The organism is Arthrobacter sp. NPDC057259, assembly GCF_042668995.1.
Lineage (GTDB): Bacteria > Actinomycetota > Actinomycetes > Actinomycetales > Micrococcaceae > Arthrobacter.
Map to the genome: position 1 here is coordinate 103,578 of NZ_JBHUYA010000002.1, position 18,852 is coordinate 122,429.

The window sequence follows — 18,852 nt, forward strand, 5'->3', positions numbered from 1 at the left end:
GAATCGTGGACGCACCGCTCGGATGGTCAGTACACTGACCGTGTTCAAGGACTGAAGCGTGCCGGCCTGGCCGGATGCCGCCCCGGAACCTCCGGGGCGTGTGCGCTTCGGACGCGGAAGGCGGCCACATGACCGAACACCAGGACCATCACACGGCGGAAGCCGAAGCCTCCAGCAGGGATCCCCACGACTGGGGCCGGGCCATGGCGCTGGCGCTGACCCGGCTGGCCGAACAACTCGATCCCGAGGGGGGCGAGGACATGCACACCACCCTGGTAAACCGGCCGCTGCAACTGCAGATCCGTGACGACGACGAGGGCGTCACCATCACCGTCTCCACCGCGTAATCCGGGCCCCGGCCCGGCGACGGGGAAACAATCCGCCGGGAATCCGTATTTTGTCCAAGGTATGTGCCAGACTGGGCGGGATTTAGCGGCCCGATGTGGCCGGAAGACTCATCTCATTTGGGGGAATGATGACCGAGCGCGCGGATTCCGACGCACACGAACACTCACTGACGAACCTCGGGGCGGAGCCCCGCTACGGCCAGCGATGGCCCGACGGCGCGCCATGGCCGGATTCGGCGGACCGCCGGCACACGCTGCTGCCGGCCCTGCCGCTGCCCCGCCCGCGGACCGAGACACTCGAGCACGCCGTGCGCGGCACCGTCTTCGCCTTGGCGGTGGTCCCTGCCGGCGTCGTGCTGTGGCTGGCTCTCTGGAAGCTCGGCTGGATGGCCTCTCTGGTGTCGTTCGTGACGGCGGCCGGCGCCGCGCGGCTCTATCTGGCCGGCAGCACCGGTGGCCGGGGCGGCTCCGTGACCCGGCGCGGGGCCTGGGTGGTGCTGGGCGTGACCGCGCTGACCATGCTCCTGGCGTTCTTCGGCAGCATCTGGCTGGATGTGGCCGAATATATCGGCGACCAGCCCTTCGGATTGCTCTTCGAACCGGGAGCCTGGGACCTGCTGGGCTACAACCTCACGAGCAATCCGCCGCTGGTGCAGGACCTCAAGGGCGAATTCCTGATGATGCTGCTGTTCAGCGCGCTGGGCTCCTCCTTCACGCTGCGGCAGCTCTTCGCCCGGTCCCGCCGGGTCTAGAACCCCTCGCCCGGCGACTCAGTCCGCGCGCCAAGCCCGCGGCTCAGCTCTTCGCGGAGAGGTCCGCCGAGATGAGTTCGGCGGTGGCGACGGCGGCCTCGCGGACCGAGTCGAGGTACGCTGCGGGGTCCGGGCGGGCCGCGACGGCCTGGGCCTGCAGGGACACGTTGATCGCCGCCACCACCTTCGGCCCGTCGTGGATCGGCGCGGCCACGGACATCAGCCCGAGTTCCAGTTCCTGGTCCAGCAGGCACCAGCCCTGGGCGCGGACCGTGGCGAGTTCGGCCTCCAGCCCGGCGCGGTCGGCGATGGTGTGCGGTGTCAGCGGTCGCAGATCCGCGGTGTCCAGGTAGCGCGCCAGCTCCTCCGGCGGGAGGGCGGCCAGCAGCACCCGGCCCATCGAGGTGGCATAGGCGGGGAACCGGGTGCCCACGGTGATGCCGACGGTCATGATCCGGCGCGTAGCCACCCGGGCTACGTAACTGATGTCCTGGCCCTCCAGCACAGCCGCGGAGGTTGATTCGCCGAGCGCCAAGGAGAGCTCCTCCAGGTGCGGCTGGGCGATCTGCGGCAGGGACAGGCCGGAGAGGTACGCGTAGCCGAGCTGCAGCACCTTGGCCGTGAGCGCGAAGTCCTTGCCGTCGGTGCGGACGTAGCCCAGCTCCACCAGGGTGTGCAGGAATCGGCGGGCCGTGGCGCGGGTCAGGTCCGTCCGCGCGGCCACCTCGCTGAGCGTCATCTGCGGGTGCTCGGCGTCGAAGGAGCGGATGACGGCCAGGCCGCGGGCCAGCGACTGGACGTACTGGTCGCTCGCGGCGGGCGCCTCCGTGGCACCGGCCGGGGACGGGTTCGGCTTTTGAGTCACCGCCCTACCCTATCTGCGCGGCCCGTCATTCCGGCCCGGCCGCGGTCAGCGGCACGGGTACCACGGCCTGCAGGTCCGCCAGGGTACAGCCGAACGTCTCCCGCACCGTGACGCCGTCGGGCCCGATGAGGAAGACGGCCTTGTCCGTGTAGACGCGGGTGACGCAGCCGATCCCGGTGAGCGGGTAGGTGCAGGTTTCGACCAGTTTGGAGACGCCGTCGCGAGTCAGCAGGGTCATCATCACAAAGACGTCCTTGGCCCCGGTGGCCAGGTCCATGGCCCCGCCCACGGCCGGGATGGCGTCCGGGGCGCCGGTGTGCCAGTTCGCCAGGTCCCCGGCCCCGGAGACCTGGAAGGCGCCGAGGACGCAGATGTCCAGGTGGCCGCCGCGCATGATCGCGAAGGAGTCCGCGTGGTGGAAGTAGGAGGCGCCGGGCAGCTCGGTGACGGGGATCTTGCCGGCGTTGATCAGATCTCCGTCGATCTGGCCCCCGGTGGCCTCGGGACCCATGCCCAGCATGCCGTTCTCCGTGTGAAGGGTGACGTTCTGTTCCGGCTCGAGATAGTTGGAGACCAGGGTGGGCTGGCCGATGCCGAGGTTGACGAAGGAGCCGGGGGCTATGTCCCGGGCCACCAGGCGGGCCAGCTCGTCCCGGCCCAGGGGCTCTTCGGAGCGCCGGAGACTCTCCTGGCGCTCTGACTGCGTGCTCATCTCAGGCCACCTTCACAATGCTGTTGACGTAGATTCCGGGCGTGATGACGTTTTCCGGGTCGAGGCTGCCGGTGGGGACGACGTCGGAGACCTGGACGATGGTGTGCTTCGCCGCCGCGGCCATGATGGGACCGAAGTTCCGGGCGGTCTTGCGGTAGACCAGGTTGCCCTTGCCGTCGGCGGTGAGGGCCTTGATCAGGGCGACGTCGGCGTGGATGGGCGTCTCGAAGACCTGCCACTTGCCGTCCAGGAACCGGGTTTCCTTGCCCTCGGCGAGCATGGTGCCGTAGCCGGTGGGGGTGAAAAAGCCGCCGATCCCGGCCCCGGCGGCCCGGATCCGTTCGGCCAGGTTGCCCTGCGGCACGAGTTCGAGTTCGATCTCCCCGGCCCGGTACTTCTCGTCGAAGTGCCACGAGTCGGCCTGGCGGGGGAAGGAGCAGATCATCTTCCGCACCCGGCCCTCCTTGATCAGCAGCGCCAGGCCCTGGTCCGCCTGGCCGGCGTTGTTGTTCACCACCGTGAGGCCGGTGGCGCCGCCGTCGAGCAGGGCGTCGATGAGTTCGAAGGGCTGGCCGGCGTTGCCGAAGCCGCCGATCATCACCGTGGACCCGTCCCGGATACCGGCGACGGCCTCGGCCACCGTGTCTACGAAGTTCAGCATGGCTCAGGCCTCTCCCTTGCTGGCGCCGGCGGTGACGTTTTCGAGGACGACGGCGAGGCCCTGACCGACGCCGATGCAGATCGCGGCGACGCCCCAGCGTTCTCCGGACGCCTGCAGGGAGCGGGCCAGGGTGCCCAGCAGCCGGCCGCCGGAGGCGCCCAGCGGGTGGCCCATGGCGATCGCCCCGCCGTGCCGGTTCACAATCGCGGGATCGATGCCCCAGCCGTTGATGCAGGCCAGGGACTGCGCGGCGAAGGCCTCGTTGAGTTCGACGGCGCCCACCTGGTCCCAGCCGATCCCTGCCTTCGCGAGGGCCTTGTTGGCCGCCTCGACGGGGGCGTAGCCGAAGTACTGAGGGTCGTTGGCGTGCGCGCCGCGGCCGGCGATCCGGGCCAGCGGGTCCAGGCCGAGCAGCCCCGCGGCGGCCTCGCTGCCCAGCCACGCCGCGGACGCGCCGTCGGAGAGCGGGGAGGCGTTTCCGGCGGTGATGGTCCCGCCGTCGGGCCCGTCGGCCGCGGCGCGGAAGACGGTCGTCAACCCGGCGAGCTTCTCCGCGCTGGAACCGGGGCGGATGCCCTCGTCCCGCGTCAGTTCCGTGCCCGGCACGGCGGCGACGAGCGAGTCGTAGAAGCCCTCGTCCCAGGCCGCGGCGGCCAGGTTGTGCGAGGCGGCCGAGAACTCGTCCTGGGCCTGCCGAGTGACGCCGTACTTCTGGCGGAGCCGCTCGGTGGCCTCGCCGAGGGAGATGGACCAGTCCGGGCGCATCCGCTTGTTCACCAGGCGCCAGCCCAGGGTGGTGGACACCAGGGCCATGTCCCCGGCCGGGTAGGGCTTTTCGGTCTTGGGCAGCACCCACGGCGCCCGGGACATCGACTCGACGCCGCCGGTGAGTACCAGGTCCGCGTCGCCGGTGGCGATCTGCCGGGAGGCGATGATCGCCGCGTCCAGCGAGGACCCGCAGAGCCGGTTGACCGTGGTCCCCGGGACGCCGACCGGAAGCCCTGCCAGCAGGGTGCCCATCCGGGCGACGTTGCGGTTTTCCTCGCCGGCGCCGTTGGCGTTGCCGAAGACCACCTCGTCGATCCGCTCCGGGTCCAGGCCGGGGGCCCGGCGGACGGCCTCGCCGATCACGTGCGCGGCCAGGTCATCCGGGCGTACGCCGGCCAGGCCGCCGCCGAATTTGCCGAACGGGGTCCGTACGGCGTCGTACAGAAAAGCCTCAGTCATGGTTCTTGTCCACTTCGGTCTCGTCGATGGTGCGGAACACCTGCTGGGCGGTCTTGAAGGCGGTGTTGGCCGACGGGACCCCGCAGTAGATGGCCGTCTGCAGCAGGATTTCCTTGATCTCGTCCCGGGTCAGGCCGTTGGTCAGGGCGGCCCGGATGTGCATGGCCAGCTCCTCCCAGTGCCCGTGCGCCACCATCGCGGTGATGGTCACGGCGGAGCGCATCTGCCGGCTGATGCCCGGCCTGGTCCAGATGCCACCCCAGGCGATCCGGGTGATCATGTCCTGGAAGTCCTCGGTGAAGTCGTCCTTGGCGGCGTTGGCCCGGTCCACATGGGCGTCGCCGAGCACCTCGCGGCGGACCTTCATGCCGCCGTCGTAGATCTCGCGGCTGGTGGCCTCCGGCTGGACGACGCCGTGACGGTCCGGGCCGCTCACTGTCCCGTCCCGTTCGACTCGGCCCAGGTGATGAGGGTGCGCAGCAGTTCGGCGACGTGCCCGGGGGCCTCGAAGGGTGCCAGGTGGGCGACGCCGGCCAGGGTGGCGGCGTTCGCGGTGCCACCGCCGGCGGTGATGCCGTCCACGATTTCCTTCGCGAGCGACGGCGGTGCCACCTCGTCCAACTCCCCGGCGAGGGCCTGGGTGGGGACGGTGATGCTGCCGAGTTCGGCGCGGACGTCGTAGCCGGCCAGGGCCTCACAGCAGAACGCGTAGCTGAACCGGTCGGCATCCCTGAGCGTGTGCAGCAGGCGGCTGCTGCGCTCGGGTTCGTGCTCCAAGAAGCCGGGCGCGAACCAGCGCTGGGCGGAGCCCTCGATCATCACCGGGGTGCCCTGGTTCCGGACGGTCTCCGCGCGCTCCAGCCAGCCCTCGGGGGTGCCGATCCTGGCGCCGCTGCACTGCACGGAGAGGCTCTTGAGCCTGCCGCCGTGTTTGATGCCCAGCTGCAGCCCCACGGCCCCGCCGAGGGAGACGCCGGCGTAGTGGAAGCGTGCGCCCGGGGAGATCGAATCGACGAGCTCGACGACGGCGTCGGCCAGTTCGGCCACGGTAAAGGGTTCCGTCGCGGCCGGGGAGACCCCGTGGCCGGGCAGGTCCCAGGCAACGACGTCGAATGCGTTGCCGAGGAGGCCCCCGGCCTGGCTCCAGAGCAGGGTGGAGGTCCCCAGGGAGGGCCCCACCACCACCAGGGGCCGGTCGCCGAGTTCGCGTTGCGGCGAGAGCAGGACGGCCTTGAGGGTTGGCTTAGTCATCGGAAACACCTTTCTGGAGGGCCGGGTCAGCGAAGCCGGGCCGGGCGTCGAGCAGCCGGCGGATGATCCCGCCGGACTGGCCGAGGTAGTTCGCGGGGTCGAGCAGCTCCTCGAGCCGTTCGTCGGTGAGGGCGTCGGCTGGGACGGCCTCCCGCAGCAGCGAGCGGTAGGTGGCGCCCCGCTCGGCGGCGGGCGCCTGCAGGGTGCGGTCCACTACCTCCTGCAGCCGGGCGCGGCCGCCGTCCCCCAGCAGGGGCGCGACGGCGGCGCCGACGGCCTCGGAGAGCAGCAGCGGCCCGAAGAGGTCCAGGTTGCGGCGCATGGCGTCCGGGTGCACCTGCAGCCCGGCGGTGAGCTCGCGCAGCTGGCCGGCGGCGCCGAGGGCGAGCCGGAGCAGGGAGCGCAGCGCGGGCCATTCGGCGTGCCAGGCGCCGTCGGCCCGTTCGTCGTTGAAGCTGGCGGCGGCAAGGTGCAGCTGGGCCGCCAGCGCGGGGGCCTGCAGCGCGGCGCTGCGGACCAGGACCGAGAGGACCGGGTTCTGCTTGTGCGGCATCGCCGAGGAGCCGCCGCGTCCGGGGGCTACGGGTTCGGACAGCTCGGCGACCTCGGGCCGGCTGAGGAACAGCACGTCCCCGGCGATTTTGCCGGCCGCGTCCGTGACCGCGGTGAGGGCGTCGCCCAGTGCCGTGACGGCGAGGCGGTTGGTGTGCCAGGGTGCAGCGACCGGGTCCAGGCCGAGGCTGGCGGCGAGCCGGTCGGAGAGCTCGAACGGGGTGCTGGCGGGGCCGGCCAGTGCGGTGCCGGCGGCCAGGGTGCCGGCGGCGCCGCCGGTCTGCACCGGAAACTCCAGGCTCTCCAGGCGGGCCGCGGCGTCGACGAGCCCGGCGAACCACTGCGCGGCCCGGAGTCCGAAGCTGTAGGGCAGCGAGTGCTGGGTCAGGCTGCGGCCCACGCAGACGGTGTCCCGGTGGCGTTCGGCGAGCCCGGCCAGCGCCGCCGTCGATTCCCGCACCTCGGCCAGGAGTTCGGCGACGGCGTCGGAGGCCAGCAGCATCAGGGCCGAGTCCAGCACGTCCTGGCTGGTCAGGGACGCGTGCACCGCGGCGGACGCCCCGAGGCCCTCCGTGTCCAGGGCCTTGACCCGGGCCCGGAGGTCGGCCAGCAGCGGGATGACCGGGTTCGCCCCGCCCTGGGCGCGGACCGCGATCCCGGCAAGGTCGTAGCGGTCCACGCCCGCGGCCGCCGCAACGACGGCGGCAGACCCGGCGGGCGCCAGGGAAGCCTCCTCGAGAACCCCGGCGAAGGCGGCCTCGACCCGCAGGATGGCGGCGAGGACGGCGCGGTCGCCGGTCAGCGCCGTCACCCGCGGGGCGGCCGAGACCGGGCTGAGCAGGCCAAAGTCGCCGTCGGGAAGGGGAGCCGTCACGGCGCGGTGCCCTCGCCCTCGGAGCCGGCCTCGAAGTCGAGGAACACCGTCTCGCCCTCGCCCTGCAGCCGGATATCCCAACGCAGGCCGCCGTCGGCCTCGCGCCGGGCGATCAGCGTGCGGCGGCGCTCCGGGTCCAGGGTGGACAGCAGGGGGTCGCTGGCCAGGGCTTCCTCGTTCTCCGGCAGGTACACGCGGGTGAAGAGCCGGTTCATCAGGCCGCGGGCGAAGACCACCACGGAGATGAACGGCGCGGCACCCGGGGCGGTGGGGCCGGGGTTGACGGTGGTGAAGGTGAAGACGCCGGTGTTGCCGACGGCGCAGCGGCCGAAGCCGGTGAAGGTGTACCCGTCGCGGACCAGGGAGCCGGGGTGCTGCGGGACGTTGCCCTCGGCGTCGGCCTGCCAGATCTCCAGGATGGCGTCCGGGACCGGGTGGCCGGCGCCGTCGTACACCGTGCCCTGCAGCCGGATGCTGCCCGGGGTGGCGGGCGGCAGCAGGTCGCGGTCCTTGGCGTAGGGCAGCGCGTAGCCGTAGAACGGGCCCACCGTCTGGCCGGGCGTGGGGGTCAACTTACTCATGCTGGTCGCCTTCCGCGCCGAGGGCCTCGTTTTCGGTCCAGGTCCGCTTGGACCCGGTCAGGACGATGTCCCAGTTGTAGGCCAGCGCCCATTCGGGCTTGGTGTGGTCGTGGTTGTAGGTGGCCACCAGGCGGTCCCGGGCGTCCTGGTCCACGATCGACTGGTAGATCGGGTCGAGGGCGAAGAGCGGGTCGCCGGGGAAGTACATCTGCGTGACGATGCGCTGGGTGAACTCCTGGCCGAAGAGCGAGAAGTGGATGTGCGCGGGGCGCCAGGCGTTCAGGTGGTTCTTCCACGGGTACGCGCCGGGCTTGATGGTGGTGAAGCTGTAGGAGCCGTCCGCGCCGGTGATGCAGCGGCCGACGCCGGTGAAGTTCGGGTCCAGCGGGGCGGGGTGCTGGTCCCGCTTGTGGATGTAGCGGCCTGAGGAGTTGGCCTGCCAGATCTCCACCAGCTGGCCGGCGACCGGGCGGCCGTCGCCGTCGAGGACCCTGCCGGAGACGATGATCCGTTCACCCAGGGGCTCGCCGTTGTGCTGGATGGTCAGGTCCGACTCCAGCGCGTGCACGTCCATGTGCCCGAACGCCGGTGAGTACAGCTCGATGGTCTCCGGGTCCGCGTGGTGCAGGCTCTTCGTGGGGTGGCGGAGGATGCTGCTGCGGTACGGCGGGTAGTCCAGCCGCGGCTGGATTTCCGCGGTGGCGCCGTTGGCACGGGCCTGGGCGTACGCGGCGCCGAGGGCCTGCATCTCGTCGCTGAGGATCTGCTGGGATTCGGCGGCGGTGTCCAGGGCGGGTACGGCCGGTTGGGCCGGGGTCTGGGGCGCTGCGTCGGACACGTCTTCGGTGAGCGGGTCCGCGTTGAACGTCTCGCGGTTGATCTCTTCAGGCACTGCAGCCTCCTTTCGTGGTGCTGGATCGGTGATTCTCGGATGATGGTCGGGTCAGGCTGTTGAGTTCAGGAGGTGCGGGTCAGGAGGTGCGGGTCAGCTGGTGCCGGTGGTCGTACTGGACGGCGTGGCGGACCGGCGCGTTGGGGGCACCATACCCGTCGTAGCGGCCGCGGCGTTCGACCATTTCGAAGAACACGCTGCCCACGGTGGCGGTGTAGAAGTGCAGGAACTCGCCGTCGGCGTCGCGGTCGTAGAGCAGGTTCAGCTCGCGCAGGGTGGCGAGGAACTCCGGGTCCAGGTCGAAGCGGGCGTCCAGGTCCTCGTAGTAGTTGGCCGGGATGCGCAGGAAGTCCAGGCCCCGGTCCCGGGCGGCGCGGGCGGTGGCCACCAGGTCATCGACGGCCACCGCGATGTGCTCCTGGTAGGTCCGGCGCGGCGCGTGGCCCCCGCCGGCCGGCTCCGTGGAGCCCTCCTGCTGGTGCAGCGGGGCGAGGTTGAGTACCAGCCGGACGCCCCGGTCGCCCGTGGCCATGACCTGCGAGCGGACCAGCCCGGTGGGGCTGGCCACCTCGGCATAGGGCTGGGGCTGGAGCGCCAGGGCGCTGGTGTAGAAGAGGACGGCCTCGTCGAAGTGCTGCCAGGGCTGGGCCAGGTTGACGTGGTCGATCACGGCGCCGGACCCGGCGGTTGCCCCTTCCGCGGCGGCGTCCGCGTAGCCGGGGCCGAACTCGTCCACCCAGGCGGCCGTGCCGTCCGGGCTGCCCTGGCAGAGGAAGATCTCGGTGGAATCCGGTGCGGCGAAGCCCTGGAAGACCTCCTCCTCCGCGCGGCTGGTGCGCGGCACGGCGGGGGCCTTCAGCTGCCGGGCGCGGGCCGCGGCGAGCACGGGCGAATCGACGTCGAAGCCGACGGCGGCGATGGCGGTTTCCGCCGGGGCCGGGGCGTCCTCGTTGATGATGATCCGGGCCTGGCCGAGGGTCCAGAGCTGGACGTTCTTGCTGCGGTGCCGGCCGTTGAAGCCGAAACCGAGCTGGCCCAGCAGGCTCTCCAGCGCGGCGGTGTCCGTGGCGCGCACCTCGGCGAAGTTAAACCCGGCGGGTTCGGCCACCCGCGGCAGCGTGGCCAGCTCCATCGGGTGCCGGCGCGGGGCGGGCCGGCCGGCGGCGGCGCCGGGCGCGTTCCCGGTGAGCCACTTGGCGCTTTGTTCCTCAAGCCAGATCAGCGAGCGCATTGCGTCCACGGCGGTGCGTTCGACGTCGGACTGGCGGAAGACGTCGTTGAAGACCTCGAGCGAGACCGGTCCCGCGTAGCCGGCGCGGACCACGTGGCCCATGAACTCGGCCAGCTCGAACTGTCCCTCGCCCGGGAAGACGCGGTGGTGCCGGCTCCAGGACAGCACGTCCATGGACAGCTTGGGGGCGTCTGCGACCTGGACGAAGAAGATCTTCTCCGGGTCGAACGCCTCGATCGGTGCGGTGTCCCAGTCCCGGGAGAGGATATGGAAGGAGTCCAGGCAGGTGCCCAGGTTCGGGTGGTCAACCCGGGCCACCAGTCGGTGGGCGTGCTCGTAGTCGTTGACGTAGCGGCCCCAGGCGAGGGCCTCGTACGCCACCCGGACCCCGTGCTCCCCGGCCAGCTCCGCGAGCCGGGCCAGTTGTTCGGTCCGGAGGTCGTCGTCGTCGATCGACGCGGTGGCCACGTTGGAGCAGACCAGCATGGTGTCCATGCCCAGCCGGGACATCAGCCGGAACTTGGCGCCGGCGCGGCGGAGGTTGCCGGCCAGCAGCTCCTCCGGGACGCTGTCGAAGTCGCGGAACGGCTGGTAGAGGTCCAGGGTGAGGCCCAGGTCCGCGGCCATGGCGCGGATGTCCTCCGGGCTCAGCGGCGAGGTCACCAGGTCCTGTTCGAAGATCTCGATCCCGTCGAAGCCGGCGATGGCGCAGGCCTGCATCTTCTCCCGCAGGGTGCCGGAGAGGCAGACGGTGGCGATTCCGGTGCGCATCAGGCGGCCACCTCCTCGGCGGCGACGAGTTCCAGGAAGTGGCCGCGCATCCGGGCCGCGTCCGGTTCCCGGCCGGTGAAGATGCGGAAGGCGTCGGCGGCCTGGCCCACGGCCATCCGGCCGCCGTCGAGGACCTCGCAGCCGCGTTCCCGCGCCACCCGGACCAGCTCGGTCTCGATCGGCCGGTAGACGATGTCCGCCACCCAGTGCCGGGATTCCAGCAGCGCGGCGTCCAGCGGCAGGCCCGGGTGGGCGGCCATGCCCACCGGGGTGCAGTGGACCAGGCCGTCGGCGCGCGGCATCAGGGCCGGCAGCTCCGCCGTCGTCCGTGCCGTGACCGTGCGGCCGGGGAAGAGGACGGCCAGCTCGGCGGCGCGGGCGGCGCAGCGGGCGGGGTCGGTGTCCACCAGGTCCAATTCACGGACGCCGCCGGTGAGCAGGGCGTAGGCGACGGCGGAGCCCGCGCCGCCGGCGCCGAGCTGGACCACGCGGTCCAGGGTGGCGTCGGGGAGCCCGTCGGCCAGGGCCGCGGCAAAGCCGGAGCAGTCGGTGTTGTGGCCGGTCAGCCGGCCGTCCCGGATGGTGACGGTGTTGACCGCACCGAGCCGGCGGGCGTCCGGGGTGAGGTCGTCGAGGTGCTCGATGACCAGCTGCTTGCAGGGGTGGGTGATGTTCAGGCCGTTGAAGCCGAGCCGAGCGGCCCCGGTGAGGAGATCACCGACGGCGGTGCCGGGCAGGCCGAGTTCGATCAGGTCGATGGGCCGGTACAGGTAGCGCAAGCCCTGCTCATCGCCCTCCCGTTCATGCATGGGCGGCGTGAGCGAGGGCGTCACGCCATCACCCACGAGGCCTATGAGGAAGGACTCCGCTCGGTTGCTCATCCGTCTAGCTCCTTTGACAACGGCACCCTCTCCGCCGCACCGCTCGGGGCGGCGGGGAAAGTGATAGGGGTAACAATACTGCAAGTGTTCACATAATGCACTTGTGTTCTTATGACGAACTTATTTATTGCTGCGGCAGCCTGGCGGAGAGTTCCGCGGCCGCCGCCTGCAGCAGGGGCACCAGCGCCACGAGGGCCTCCATGCTCATCCGGAAGACCGGCACGGCGGTGGCCAGGGAGGCGAAGGCGTGGCCCTGGGCGTTGAAGACGGGGACGGCGACGGCGCGCATGCCCAGCTCGTTCTCCTCGTCCATGGTGGCGTAACCCTGGCGGCGGACCTGCTCGATCTCGGCCCGGAAGTCTCCGCGATCGGTGATGGACCGCTCCGTCAGGGGATCGAGCGGGAGTTCCTCCAGGAGCCGGTTCCGGGTGGCGTCATCGGCGAAGGCAACCAGCGCCTTCCCCACGGAGGTGGTGTGCAGCGCACCCAGATGGCCGGGATCCGAGGTCACCCGGAAGGTCTGCGGGCCATCCACCTTGTTCACCGTCAGGTGGTGGTTGCCGTCCCGTACGGAGAGGATGGTGGCCTCCCCGGTCTCCTCGGTCACCCGGCGCAGGATGGGCAGCGAGGTGCCGGCGAAGCCGTGGTGGTTCGATACCCGCTGACCCAGCTGGAACACCCGCAGGCCCAGGTGATAGCGGCGGCCATCCGGCTCGTAATCGACGAAGCCGTCCCGGGTCAGCGAGCCCAGCAGCCGGTAGGTGGTGCTGAACGGCAGCTCGGCGCGGCGGGACAGTTCAGCGGCACTGGCGCCGCGGGGTTCGTCGCCGAGCAGGACCAGCAGCCCGAGGGCCTTGCCGACCATGTCGGTGCGGGAGCCTGCGGCCGCTTCCGGACCCGCCCCGGCACCGGCTCCTGCGGTTGTTGCCGGACCCGCCCCGGCGGTCGGCTCGGCAACGGAATCGGCGGCGGCTTCGGCGCCGGACTGATCGGCGGCCGGCATTGTGTCCTGGTTCACACTCATGACTCGATGTTCTCACATTGTGAGAGCTATTGCTAGATGGTGAATATTTTCCTTGACAAGTGATCTGCCCCACAGCCATGCTTGCTACATCACGCAAGTAGCTCCCACCATGCGGCTACTTCACAGGGTCCACTCCAGGTCAATCGGCTGCCGCATCCGGGAAGCCAGCGGCCGGCACGGCCCCCAGATCCATCCCCGACAATGCCGTCACCCCGAAGGAACACCATGAGCCAGACTCTCCCGACTACGACGCCGGGCACCGCCACTCCGGCGGGCACGCCGAAGAAGGCGGCCCTCGCCAGCTTCCTCGGCAGCGCCGTCGAGTACTACGACTTCTTCATCTTCGGTTCCGCCGCCGCCCTGATCTTCCCGAAGGTCTTCTTCCCGGACGCGGACACCAACGCCGCCATCATGTCCTTCGCGACCTTCGGCTTCGCGTACATCGCCCGCCCGGTGGGCGCCATCATCCTGGGCCACTTCGGTGACCGGGTGGGCCGCCGCAAGGTCCTCATGTTCACGCTGGTGCTGATGGGCGCCTCCACCTTCGTCATCGGCTGCCTGCCGGACTTCAAGACGGTCGGCTGGTGGGCCCCGGTGCTCCTGGTGATCGCCCGGCTCTGCCAGGGCCTCTCGGCCGCCGGCGAGCAGGCCGGCGCCTCCTCCATGACGCTGGAGCACGCCCCGGACAACCGCCGTTCCTTCTTCACCTCCTGGACCCTCACCGGCACCCAGGGCGGCCAAATCCTCGCAGCCCTCGTCTTCATCCCGGTCCTCGCCCTGCCGGACGAGGTCAAGTACGGCATCGGCTGGCGCATCCCGTTCTGGCTCAGCGCCGTCGTCGTGGTGGTCGCGTTCTTCATCCGCCGCACCCTGCACGAGCCGCCCGCCTTCGAGGAAGCCCAGAAGAGCGCCCAGATTTCCAAGATCCCGGTGGCCGACCTGCTCAAGCACCACTGGCGTGACGTGCTCCGCGTCGTGGCCTGCGCGTTCATCGCCGCCGTCTCCACCGTCTTCGGCACCCTGGCCATCAGCTACGCCAAGACCGTCGCCAACGTGGACGGCACCGTGACCCTCTGGTTAGTGGTCGGCGCGAACCTGGTGGCCCTGGGCACCCAGCCGCTGTTCGGCAAGCTCGCGGACCGGATCGGCCGGAAGCCCGTCTTCATCTACGGCGCGCTCTCCAGCGCGGTGCTGACCCCGGTGTTCCTGCTCAGCCTCGAATCCGGTTCCGTCCCGCTGATGTTCCTGGCCGCGATCGGCTTCTTCTCCTTCGGCTACGCCGCCTCGAACGCCGTCTGGCCCTCCTTCTACGCCGAGATGTTCAGCACCAAGGTCCGCTTCTCCGGCCTGGCGATCGGCACCCAGCTGGGCTTCCTGATGGCCGGCTTCGCCCCGGCGATCGTGGCTGCGATGGGTGGCATCAAGGCCGGTGGCTGGGTCCAGATCACCATCTTTACCGCCATCATCTGCGTCATCGCCGCCGCCTCCGCGCTGACCGCTAAGGAAACCTTCAAGGTCCCCACCAAGGAGCTCGGCCTACGCTGAGCCCGCCTCCGTTTGAAAGGCCAGGGCGGACGTTCCCGCCCGGTTACAAACCCGGAAGGCCCGGTGTGTTCACGGAACACGCCGGGCCTTCCGGCGTGTCGGGGCACTGAGGGCCGAGGTAACCGGGGAGGAGCGTACGCCTAGCGGCCGGCGCCCAGCACGTCGGCCAGGTCGTAGCCGACCGGTTCCTCCAGCTGGGCGTAGGTGCAGGACCGGGGGTCCCGGTCAGGCCGCCACCGCACGAACTGGGTGGTGTGCCGGAACCGGGGCCCTTCCATGTGGTCGTACTTGACCTCCAGCACCCGCTCCGGCCGCAGCGGCACGAAGCTGAGGTCCTTGGTGCCGCTCCACCTGCTGCCCTCGGCGTTGCGCGGGGTGCGGGTGCCGTCCTCCTGCCGGTCCCAGGCCCAGGGGTGGTCGGCGAAGTCCGTGACCAGGGGTTGGAGTTCCTTGAAGAGTTCCTTCCGGCGCTGCATCGGGAAGGCCCCCACGACCCCGACGCTGGCCAGCACCCCCTCGCCGTCGTAGAGCCCCAGCAGCAGCGAGCCCACCCGGTCCGGCCCGGAGGTGTGCACCCGGTAGCCGGCCAGGACGCAGTCCGCGGTGCGCTGGTGCTTGACCTTGAACATGGTCCGCTTGTCCGGCTGGTAGACCGAGTCCAGGGCCTTGGCCACGATCCCGTCCAGGCCGGCGCCCTCGAACTGGTTGAACCAGCGCTCCGCGGTGTCCCGGTCCCGGGTCGCGGCCGTGACGTGCACCGGCGCGCCGCTGGCGGCCAGCGCGCGTTCCAGGGCCCCGCGGCGTTCCGCGAACGGCCGGCCGGTGAAGTCCTCGCCGTCCAGGGCCAGCAGGTCGAAGGCGACGAAGCTGGCCGGAGTCTGCCCGGCCAGCAGCTTGACCCGGCTGGCCGCGGGATGGATCCGTTGCTGCAGCGCGTCGAAATCCAGCCTGTCCCCCGCCACCAGGACCACCTCCCCGTCCAGGACGCAGCGCGGCGGCAGGTTCCGCTTCAAGGCCTCGACCAGCTCCGGGAAGTAGCGGGTCAGCGGTTTGCCGTTGCGGCTGCCGATCTCCACCTCGTCCCCGTCGCGGAAGATGATGGAGCGGAAACCGTCCCATTTGGGTTCGAAGCTCAGCTCCCCCTCGGGGAGGGCGGGGACGGCCTTGGCCAGCATCGGCGCGACCGGAGGCATCAGGGGCAGGTCCATGCGCCCATTCTTGCCTGCACCCGGCCCGGCGTCGAGAACTAACCCGTTCCTTACCGCACCGAAACGCGGCGGCAACAATGGGCTCCCACACTGGAAGTGCCCGCAGGTCCAGGCATCAGCTCCAGTCCGGGAGGCCCGCCATGTTGAAGGAAGCCGCAGCGCACGTTGTCCGAATCCGCAGCCTTGAGCAGGTGCGGCGCGGGGATGAGATCGAGGCCCGCCTGCGGGTGGGACCGAACTACGACGACGTCGTCATCCGCCGCGGGTGCGTGCAGGAGACGGCCCCGGGAATCGGCGTCGTCTGGATCCTGGACCGGCACAGCGGCATGCGCAAGGCCGTCAATACCGACGAATGCACCCTGTGGCGCGTCGCTTGAGCCGGGGATCCAACCGCCGCCTGGAACGGAGACCCACGACCGGCCGGCGGGCGTAGTCAGTCAGGACTGCCCCCGGCCAGCAGGTGCAGCCATTCGATGGTGCCGTCGGTGACCGGGTGCGGCACGCCGAGGGTGTCCAGGAAGGCCCGCGCCTCGCGCATCTCCGCCTCGCGCCGCACCGCGTGGACCGGCGTCCCCGCCAGCAGCCGCGACACCAGCGCAGGGCCGGCGGGGCCCAGCTCCGCGGCGATCTGCCCGGTCAACCACTCCTCCGCGCCCACCGCACGGGCCGCCGTCACCGCCTCGATCAGCCCGGCCGCGAGGCCCTTCATAAATACGCTGCGCAGCAGCTTCAAACCGGCGGCCGCGCCCGCCTCGCCGCCCGCGCCGGCCGCCGGGATTCCCCAGCCCGCCAGCACCGGCAGCAGCGCCTCCGTGCCGGGGCCGCTCAGCAGCAGCGGGGTGGCCAGCCGGGCGCGGGCCACGGGGGCCAGGACGGCGACGTCGACGAAGCCCGCCCCGCCGTCCCGGGCCGCCAGGGCCAACCGCCGTTTGGCCTCCGGCCCGGCGGTGTTCAGGTCCGCGTAGAGGGCGTCCTGGCCCAAGGCGGGCAACGCCTGGCCCAGAACCTCCGCAGCGGCGGCTCCCCCCACCAGGCTGAGGACCACGGACGCGCCCCGCACCGCCTCCGCCACGGAAGCAGCCCGGAACACGCCCGGCGGTGTCGCGGCCACCCGGGGGTCGACGCCGGCGACGGGCACGCCCAGCCCGGCGAGGTCCGCGGCATAGATGCTTCCGGCTTCCCCCAGGCCGAGTACGGCGACGCGCATGCGGACCCACCCCTTCGATGCTTCTAAGATTGTAGACAATATGGTCCCGGATCCGGGGTCTGCCGCAGTCCGATTCCGGGGGTTGAGTTCATATGGCACCAGCAGCTGAGAGTCCCGCGGTGGCCGGGCCCGCCGCGGACACCCGGGTGACGGACCTGATCCGCGGGGCGATCATCCGCGGCGAGTACGCCCCCAACCAGCGGCTGATCGAGGCCGACCTGAGCGGAGTCTTCGCCGCCAGCCGGGCCACGGTGCGCACCGCGCTGCTGGAGCTGGCCGGCGAGGGCCTGGTGGAGCGGCTGCCCAACCGCGGCTCCCGGGTGCGTGCCATCTCGGTGGAGGAGGCGATCGAGATCCTGGAGGTGCGGATCGGCGTCGAGGGCCTGTGTGCCGCGAAGACCGCGGCCGCGCTCAGCGACCGGGACGCCGCCGAACTGCTGGACCTCCGGGCCAGGATGGTCGAGTCCGTCGCCGAGGGTGACCTGGTGGAGTACTCCCGGCTGAACCTCTCGCTGGACAACCGGATCCGGGAACTGAGCCATCACACGATCGCCGCGGAGGTCCTGGCCCGGCTGCACGCCCAGAGCGTCCGGCACCAGTTCAAGCTCTCCTCCCGGCCGCAGCGGGCCAAGGTTTCCGTGCTGGAGCACGCCGCGATCATCGACGCCGTCGTCGCCCGGGATCCGGACGCCGCCGAGCAGGCGGTGCGCAGCCACCTGCTCAGCGTCATCGCGGCCCTCCGCGATCTCCCGCCGGCCTGACCCCTAGCGGGCGGCGCCGGCGGTGCGCCAGCCGCCGTGGTACTCGGTCCGGGCCGTCACGGCGTAGGGCACCGGGCTGACGACGGCGCGCACACTGAGCTGCTCGTGCGGTTCCACGGTGGTCTTGCGGGAGCCGCCGCCGGGTTCGCCCCAGATCACCCTCACCTCGGTGCCGGCCTCGACGTTCGCGTCAACGGTGGCCAGGGACAGGCCGCGGCGTTCGTTGGCCGAGACGCCGGTGAAGAGCGAGAGCCCCACCGGGGTGCCGTCCGCGTCCACCACGGAGTCATAGTTTGAGGAGCCGTAGTTGGCGTTGGGGAGGTCGAAGAACTGGTAGCCGGGGGTGTCCCGGTCCAGGAAGGAGGCCCAGATCCTTGCCAGGTCCTCGTCATTCCAGGCCAGGGTGACCTTGCGCCGCTGGGACGACGGGTCGATCCGCTCCAGGGCATCCCGGCCGATGAAGTCGTGGTCGAACTTCACGAAGGAGCCGTAACCGAGCTCCCAGGGGGTCAGGTAGTAGTCCTCGATGCTGTCCGAGACGAACGATCCGGCCAGGGCATTGGTGGCCTCGTAGCTGGCGGCGGGCAGCCACTGCCGGTAAGCGCGCTCGGCGTCGCTGCTGTAGATGGCCGGCAGGGGCGAGGGGATCCAGCCGGACTCCAGGGTATTGGAGGAGTAGGCCCGGGATCCGCAGGGTTCGATGCCGAATTCCGCGCCGGCTTCCAGCACCGCGTCGCGGATCCTGCCGTGCTGGGCGTAGGGTCCCCAGATTTCCAGGCCCGGGGCGCCGGCCATGCCGTGGCGCAGCGTGCGGACCTGCTCCCCGGCGATCTCCAACTGCCCCATGTGGAAGAACCTGACCTGTTCCAGCCTGCCGCCGTTGAGCTTTTCGATGATCTGCCAGGCGTTCGGGCCCTGGATCTGGAACCGGTAGTACTCACGCTGGACGGCCTGGCCGTAGGGCCGCGACGGGGACCGGTCGTCGTACCGGCATTCGACGTCGTAGCCGCCGGTCTCGGCGTGGAACTGCAGCCAGTTCGCCGCCGGCGCCCGGCCGACGTAGACGAATTCGTTCTCGGCCTGGTGGAAGAGGATGCCGTCGCCGATCACGCCGCCGTTGGAGGCGGTGGGGACGAACTGTTTGGCGGTGTTGACCGGGAAATTGGCGAAGCTGTTGATGCCGGTGTCCGAGAGGAGCCTCAGCGCATCCGGGCCCGTGATGAAGAAGTTCACCATGTGGTGCGACTGGTCGTAGAGGACGGCGGTCTCCCGCCAGGCCCGCTGCTCGCGCCGCCAGTTGGTGAACTCCGCCGGCACCACCGGGTAGATGTAGGTGCCGAGCTGGGAGTTGCGGAGGTGCTCCACGGTGTTGCCGGCCGCGTCGAGGACATCCTGCAGGGACTTCTGGGCCATCGGTTATCTCCTTTGATAGCGGGCCGCAACCGTGGCCGCGATCGCCGTACGGATCTGGAATCAGGATTGCTAACAAAATTGTATGGGATGTATTGAC

At 70.8% G+C, this 18,852-nt stretch carries 20 protein-coding genes; 5 read left to right on the forward strand and 15 right to left on the reverse strand.

Features of this window, described 5'->3' with window-relative positions; translation table 11 throughout:
• Positions 1-128: 128 nt before the first annotated feature.
• Both ACFUCU_RS04305 and ACFUCU_RS04310 read left to right on the forward strand, forming a co-directional pair.
• A complete protein-coding gene (locus ACFUCU_RS04305) occupies positions 129-347 on the forward strand; it encodes a hypothetical protein (RefSeq protein ID WP_364138256.1) in 219 nt (72 codons plus the stop codon).
• Between the two features lie 128 nt (positions 348-475).
• Entirely contained in the window at positions 476-1,099 is a 624-nt protein-coding gene (locus tag ACFUCU_RS04310; RefSeq protein WP_377970918.1) for a hypothetical protein, read from the forward strand.
• A gap of 43 nt (positions 1,100-1,142) precedes the next feature.
• On the opposite strand, the gene ACFUCU_RS04315 is transcribed toward ACFUCU_RS04310, so the two are convergent.
• The 12 genes from ACFUCU_RS04315 to ACFUCU_RS04370 all read right to left on the reverse strand — a co-directional run bounded on the left by ACFUCU_RS04315 (position 1,143) and on the right by ACFUCU_RS04370 (position 12,462).
• Positions 1,143-1,964, reverse strand: a complete 822-nt coding sequence (locus ACFUCU_RS04315) for an IclR family transcriptional regulator C-terminal domain-containing protein (protein WP_290257199.1) — start codon at positions 1,962-1,964, stop codon at positions 1,143-1,145.
• Between the two features lie 25 nt (positions 1,965-1,989).
• Complete coding sequence (locus tag ACFUCU_RS04320; RefSeq protein WP_377970920.1) at positions 1,990-2,676, reverse strand: 3-oxoacid CoA-transferase subunit B; 687 nt, start codon at positions 2,674-2,676, stop codon at positions 1,990-1,992.
• 1 nt (position 2,677) lies between these two features.
• A complete protein-coding gene (locus ACFUCU_RS04325; RefSeq protein ID WP_377970922.1) occupies positions 2,678-3,337 on the reverse strand; it encodes a 3-oxoacid CoA-transferase subunit A in 660 nt (219 codons plus the stop codon).
• A gap of 3 nt (positions 3,338-3,340) precedes the next feature.
• Complete coding sequence (locus tag ACFUCU_RS04330) at positions 3,341-4,564, reverse strand: thiolase family protein (RefSeq protein ID WP_377970924.1); 1,224 nt, start codon at positions 4,562-4,564, stop codon at positions 3,341-3,343.
• On the reverse strand, positions 4,557-5,000 hold the full coding sequence (gene pcaC, locus ACFUCU_RS04335; protein WP_364138245.1) for a 4-carboxymuconolactone decarboxylase: 444 nt from the start codon (positions 4,998-5,000) through the stop codon (positions 4,557-4,559). Before pcaC ends, ACFUCU_RS04330 begins: the two co-directional genes overlap by 8 nt.
• Positions 4,997-5,815 carry an alpha/beta fold hydrolase gene (locus ACFUCU_RS04340; RefSeq protein WP_364138242.1) on the reverse strand — a complete coding sequence of 273 codons (819 nt, stop codon included), beginning with the start codon at positions 5,813-5,815 and terminating at the stop codon, positions 4,997-4,999. Before ACFUCU_RS04340 ends, pcaC begins: the two co-directional genes overlap by 4 nt.
• Positions 5,808-7,241, reverse strand: coding sequence for a lyase family protein (locus tag ACFUCU_RS04345; protein ID WP_377970926.1), 1,434 nt, complete (start codon positions 7,239-7,241; stop codon positions 5,808-5,810). The genes ACFUCU_RS04340 and ACFUCU_RS04345 overlap by 8 nt, the downstream gene beginning before the upstream one ends.
• Positions 7,238-7,822 (reverse strand): protocatechuate 3,4-dioxygenase subunit alpha, encoded by a 585-nt coding sequence (pcaG, locus tag ACFUCU_RS04350; RefSeq protein ID WP_377970928.1) that lies wholly within the window; start codon positions 7,820-7,822, stop codon positions 7,238-7,240. The genes ACFUCU_RS04345 and pcaG overlap by 4 nt, the downstream gene beginning before the upstream one ends.
• Entirely contained in the window at positions 7,815-8,714 is a 900-nt protein-coding gene (gene pcaH / locus ACFUCU_RS04355; RefSeq protein ID WP_377970930.1) for a protocatechuate 3,4-dioxygenase subunit beta, read from the reverse strand. Before pcaH ends, pcaG begins: the two co-directional genes overlap by 8 nt.
• A gap of 79 nt (positions 8,715-8,793) precedes the next feature.
• Positions 8,794-10,716, reverse strand: coding sequence for a bifunctional sugar phosphate isomerase/epimerase/4-hydroxyphenylpyruvate dioxygenase family protein (locus ACFUCU_RS04360; RefSeq protein ID WP_377970932.1), 1,923 nt, complete (start codon positions 10,714-10,716; stop codon positions 8,794-8,796).
• A complete protein-coding gene (locus tag ACFUCU_RS04365) occupies positions 10,716-11,597 on the reverse strand; it encodes a shikimate dehydrogenase (protein ID WP_377970934.1) in 882 nt (293 codons plus the stop codon). The genes ACFUCU_RS04360 and ACFUCU_RS04365 overlap by 1 nt, the downstream gene beginning before the upstream one ends.
• Before the next feature lie 124 nt (positions 11,598-11,721).
• Positions 11,722-12,462 (reverse strand): IclR family transcriptional regulator, encoded by a 741-nt coding sequence (locus ACFUCU_RS04370; RefSeq protein WP_290257313.1) that lies wholly within the window; start codon positions 12,460-12,462, stop codon positions 11,722-11,724.
• 384 nt (positions 12,463-12,846) lie between these two features.
• Between ACFUCU_RS04370 and ACFUCU_RS04375 the strand changes: the two genes are divergently transcribed.
• Positions 12,847-14,166 (forward strand): MFS transporter, encoded by a 1,320-nt coding sequence (locus ACFUCU_RS04375; protein WP_377970935.1) that lies wholly within the window; start codon positions 12,847-12,849, stop codon positions 14,164-14,166.
• 140 nt (positions 14,167-14,306) lie between these two features.
• Here the strand turns inward: ACFUCU_RS04375 and ACFUCU_RS04380 are convergent, their stop codons facing one another.
• A complete protein-coding gene (locus ACFUCU_RS04380) occupies positions 14,307-15,374 on the reverse strand; it encodes an ATP-dependent DNA ligase (RefSeq protein WP_377970937.1) in 1,068 nt (355 codons plus the stop codon).
• 140 nt (positions 15,375-15,514) lie between these two features.
• Between ACFUCU_RS04380 and ACFUCU_RS04385 the strand changes: the two genes are divergently transcribed.
• Positions 15,515-15,751, forward strand: a complete 237-nt coding sequence (locus tag ACFUCU_RS04385) for a hypothetical protein (RefSeq protein WP_290257186.1) — start codon at positions 15,515-15,517, stop codon at positions 15,749-15,751.
• Between the two features lie 56 nt (positions 15,752-15,807).
• Here ACFUCU_RS04385 and ACFUCU_RS04390 read toward each other — a convergent pair whose 3' ends face one another.
• The gene (locus tag ACFUCU_RS04390) at positions 15,808-16,581 is read right to left on the reverse strand and encodes a DUF1932 domain-containing protein (RefSeq protein WP_377970939.1); all 774 of its coding nucleotides are present in this window, start codon (positions 16,579-16,581) and stop codon (positions 15,808-15,810) included.
• Between the two features lie 92 nt (positions 16,582-16,673).
• Between ACFUCU_RS04390 and ACFUCU_RS04395 the strand changes: the two genes are divergently transcribed.
• The gene (locus tag ACFUCU_RS04395) at positions 16,674-17,342 is read left to right on the forward strand and encodes a GntR family transcriptional regulator (RefSeq protein ID WP_377970941.1); all 669 of its coding nucleotides are present in this window, start codon (positions 16,674-16,676) and stop codon (positions 17,340-17,342) included.
• Between the two features lie 3 nt (positions 17,343-17,345).
• Here ACFUCU_RS04395 and ACFUCU_RS04400 read toward each other — a convergent pair whose 3' ends face one another.
• Complete coding sequence (locus tag ACFUCU_RS04400; RefSeq protein WP_377970943.1) at positions 17,346-18,755, reverse strand: aminomethyl transferase family protein; 1,410 nt, start codon at positions 18,753-18,755, stop codon at positions 17,346-17,348.
• Positions 18,756-18,852: the final 97 nt, after the last annotated feature.

What these genes read in the sequence shown, in the direction of transcription:
- ACFUCU_RS04340 (WP_364138242.1), bottom strand. Translation starts at nt 5,815, where the DNA reads ATGACTAAGCCAACCCTCAAGGCCGTCCTGCTCTCGCCGCAACGCGAA.
- ACFUCU_RS04390 (WP_377970939.1), bottom strand. Translation starts at nt 16,581, where the DNA reads ATGCGCGTCGCCGTACTCGGCCTGGGGGAAGCCGGAAGCATCTATGCC.
- ACFUCU_RS04325 (WP_377970922.1), bottom strand. Translation starts at nt 3,337, where the DNA reads ATGCTGAACTTCGTAGACACGGTGGCCGAGGCCGTCGCCGGTATCCGG.
- ACFUCU_RS04380 (WP_377970937.1), bottom strand. Translation starts at nt 15,374, where the DNA reads ATGGACCTGCCCCTGATGCCTCCGGTCGCGCCGATGCTGGCCAAGGCC.
- ACFUCU_RS04370 (WP_290257313.1), bottom strand. Translation starts at nt 12,462, where the DNA reads ATGGTCGGCAAGGCCCTCGGGCTGCTGGTCCTGCTCGGCGACGAACCC.
- ACFUCU_RS04305 (WP_364138256.1), top strand. Translation starts at nt 129, where the DNA reads ATGACCGAACACCAGGACCATCACACGGCGGAAGCCGAAGCCTCCAGC.
- ACFUCU_RS04320 (WP_377970920.1), bottom strand. Translation starts at nt 2,676, where the DNA reads ATGAGCACGCAGTCAGAGCGCCAGGAGAGTCTCCGGCGCTCCGAAGAG.
- ACFUCU_RS04385 (WP_290257186.1), top strand. Translation starts at nt 15,515, where the DNA reads ATGTTGAAGGAAGCCGCAGCGCACGTTGTCCGAATCCGCAGCCTTGAG.
- ACFUCU_RS04400 (WP_377970943.1), bottom strand. Translation starts at nt 18,755, where the DNA reads ATGGCCCAGAAGTCCCTGCAGGATGTCCTCGACGCGGCCGGCAACACC.
- ACFUCU_RS04310 (WP_377970918.1), top strand. Translation starts at nt 476, where the DNA reads ATGACCGAGCGCGCGGATTCCGACGCACACGAACACTCACTGACGAAC.
- ACFUCU_RS04365 (WP_377970934.1), bottom strand. Translation starts at nt 11,597, where the DNA reads ATGAGCAACCGAGCGGAGTCCTTCCTCATAGGCCTCGTGGGTGATGGC.
- pcaG (WP_377970928.1), bottom strand. Translation starts at nt 7,822, where the DNA reads ATGAGTAAGTTGACCCCCACGCCCGGCCAGACGGTGGGCCCGTTCTAC.
- ACFUCU_RS04375 (WP_377970935.1), top strand. Translation starts at nt 12,847, where the DNA reads ATGAGCCAGACTCTCCCGACTACGACGCCGGGCACCGCCACTCCGGCG.
- ACFUCU_RS04360 (WP_377970932.1), bottom strand. Translation starts at nt 10,716, where the DNA reads ATGCGCACCGGAATCGCCACCGTCTGCCTCTCCGGCACCCTGCGGGAG.
- ACFUCU_RS04330 (WP_377970924.1), bottom strand. Translation starts at nt 4,564, where the DNA reads ATGACTGAGGCTTTTCTGTACGACGCCGTACGGACCCCGTTCGGCAAA.
- ACFUCU_RS04395 (WP_377970941.1), top strand. Translation starts at nt 16,674, where the DNA reads ATGGCACCAGCAGCTGAGAGTCCCGCGGTGGCCGGGCCCGCCGCGGAC.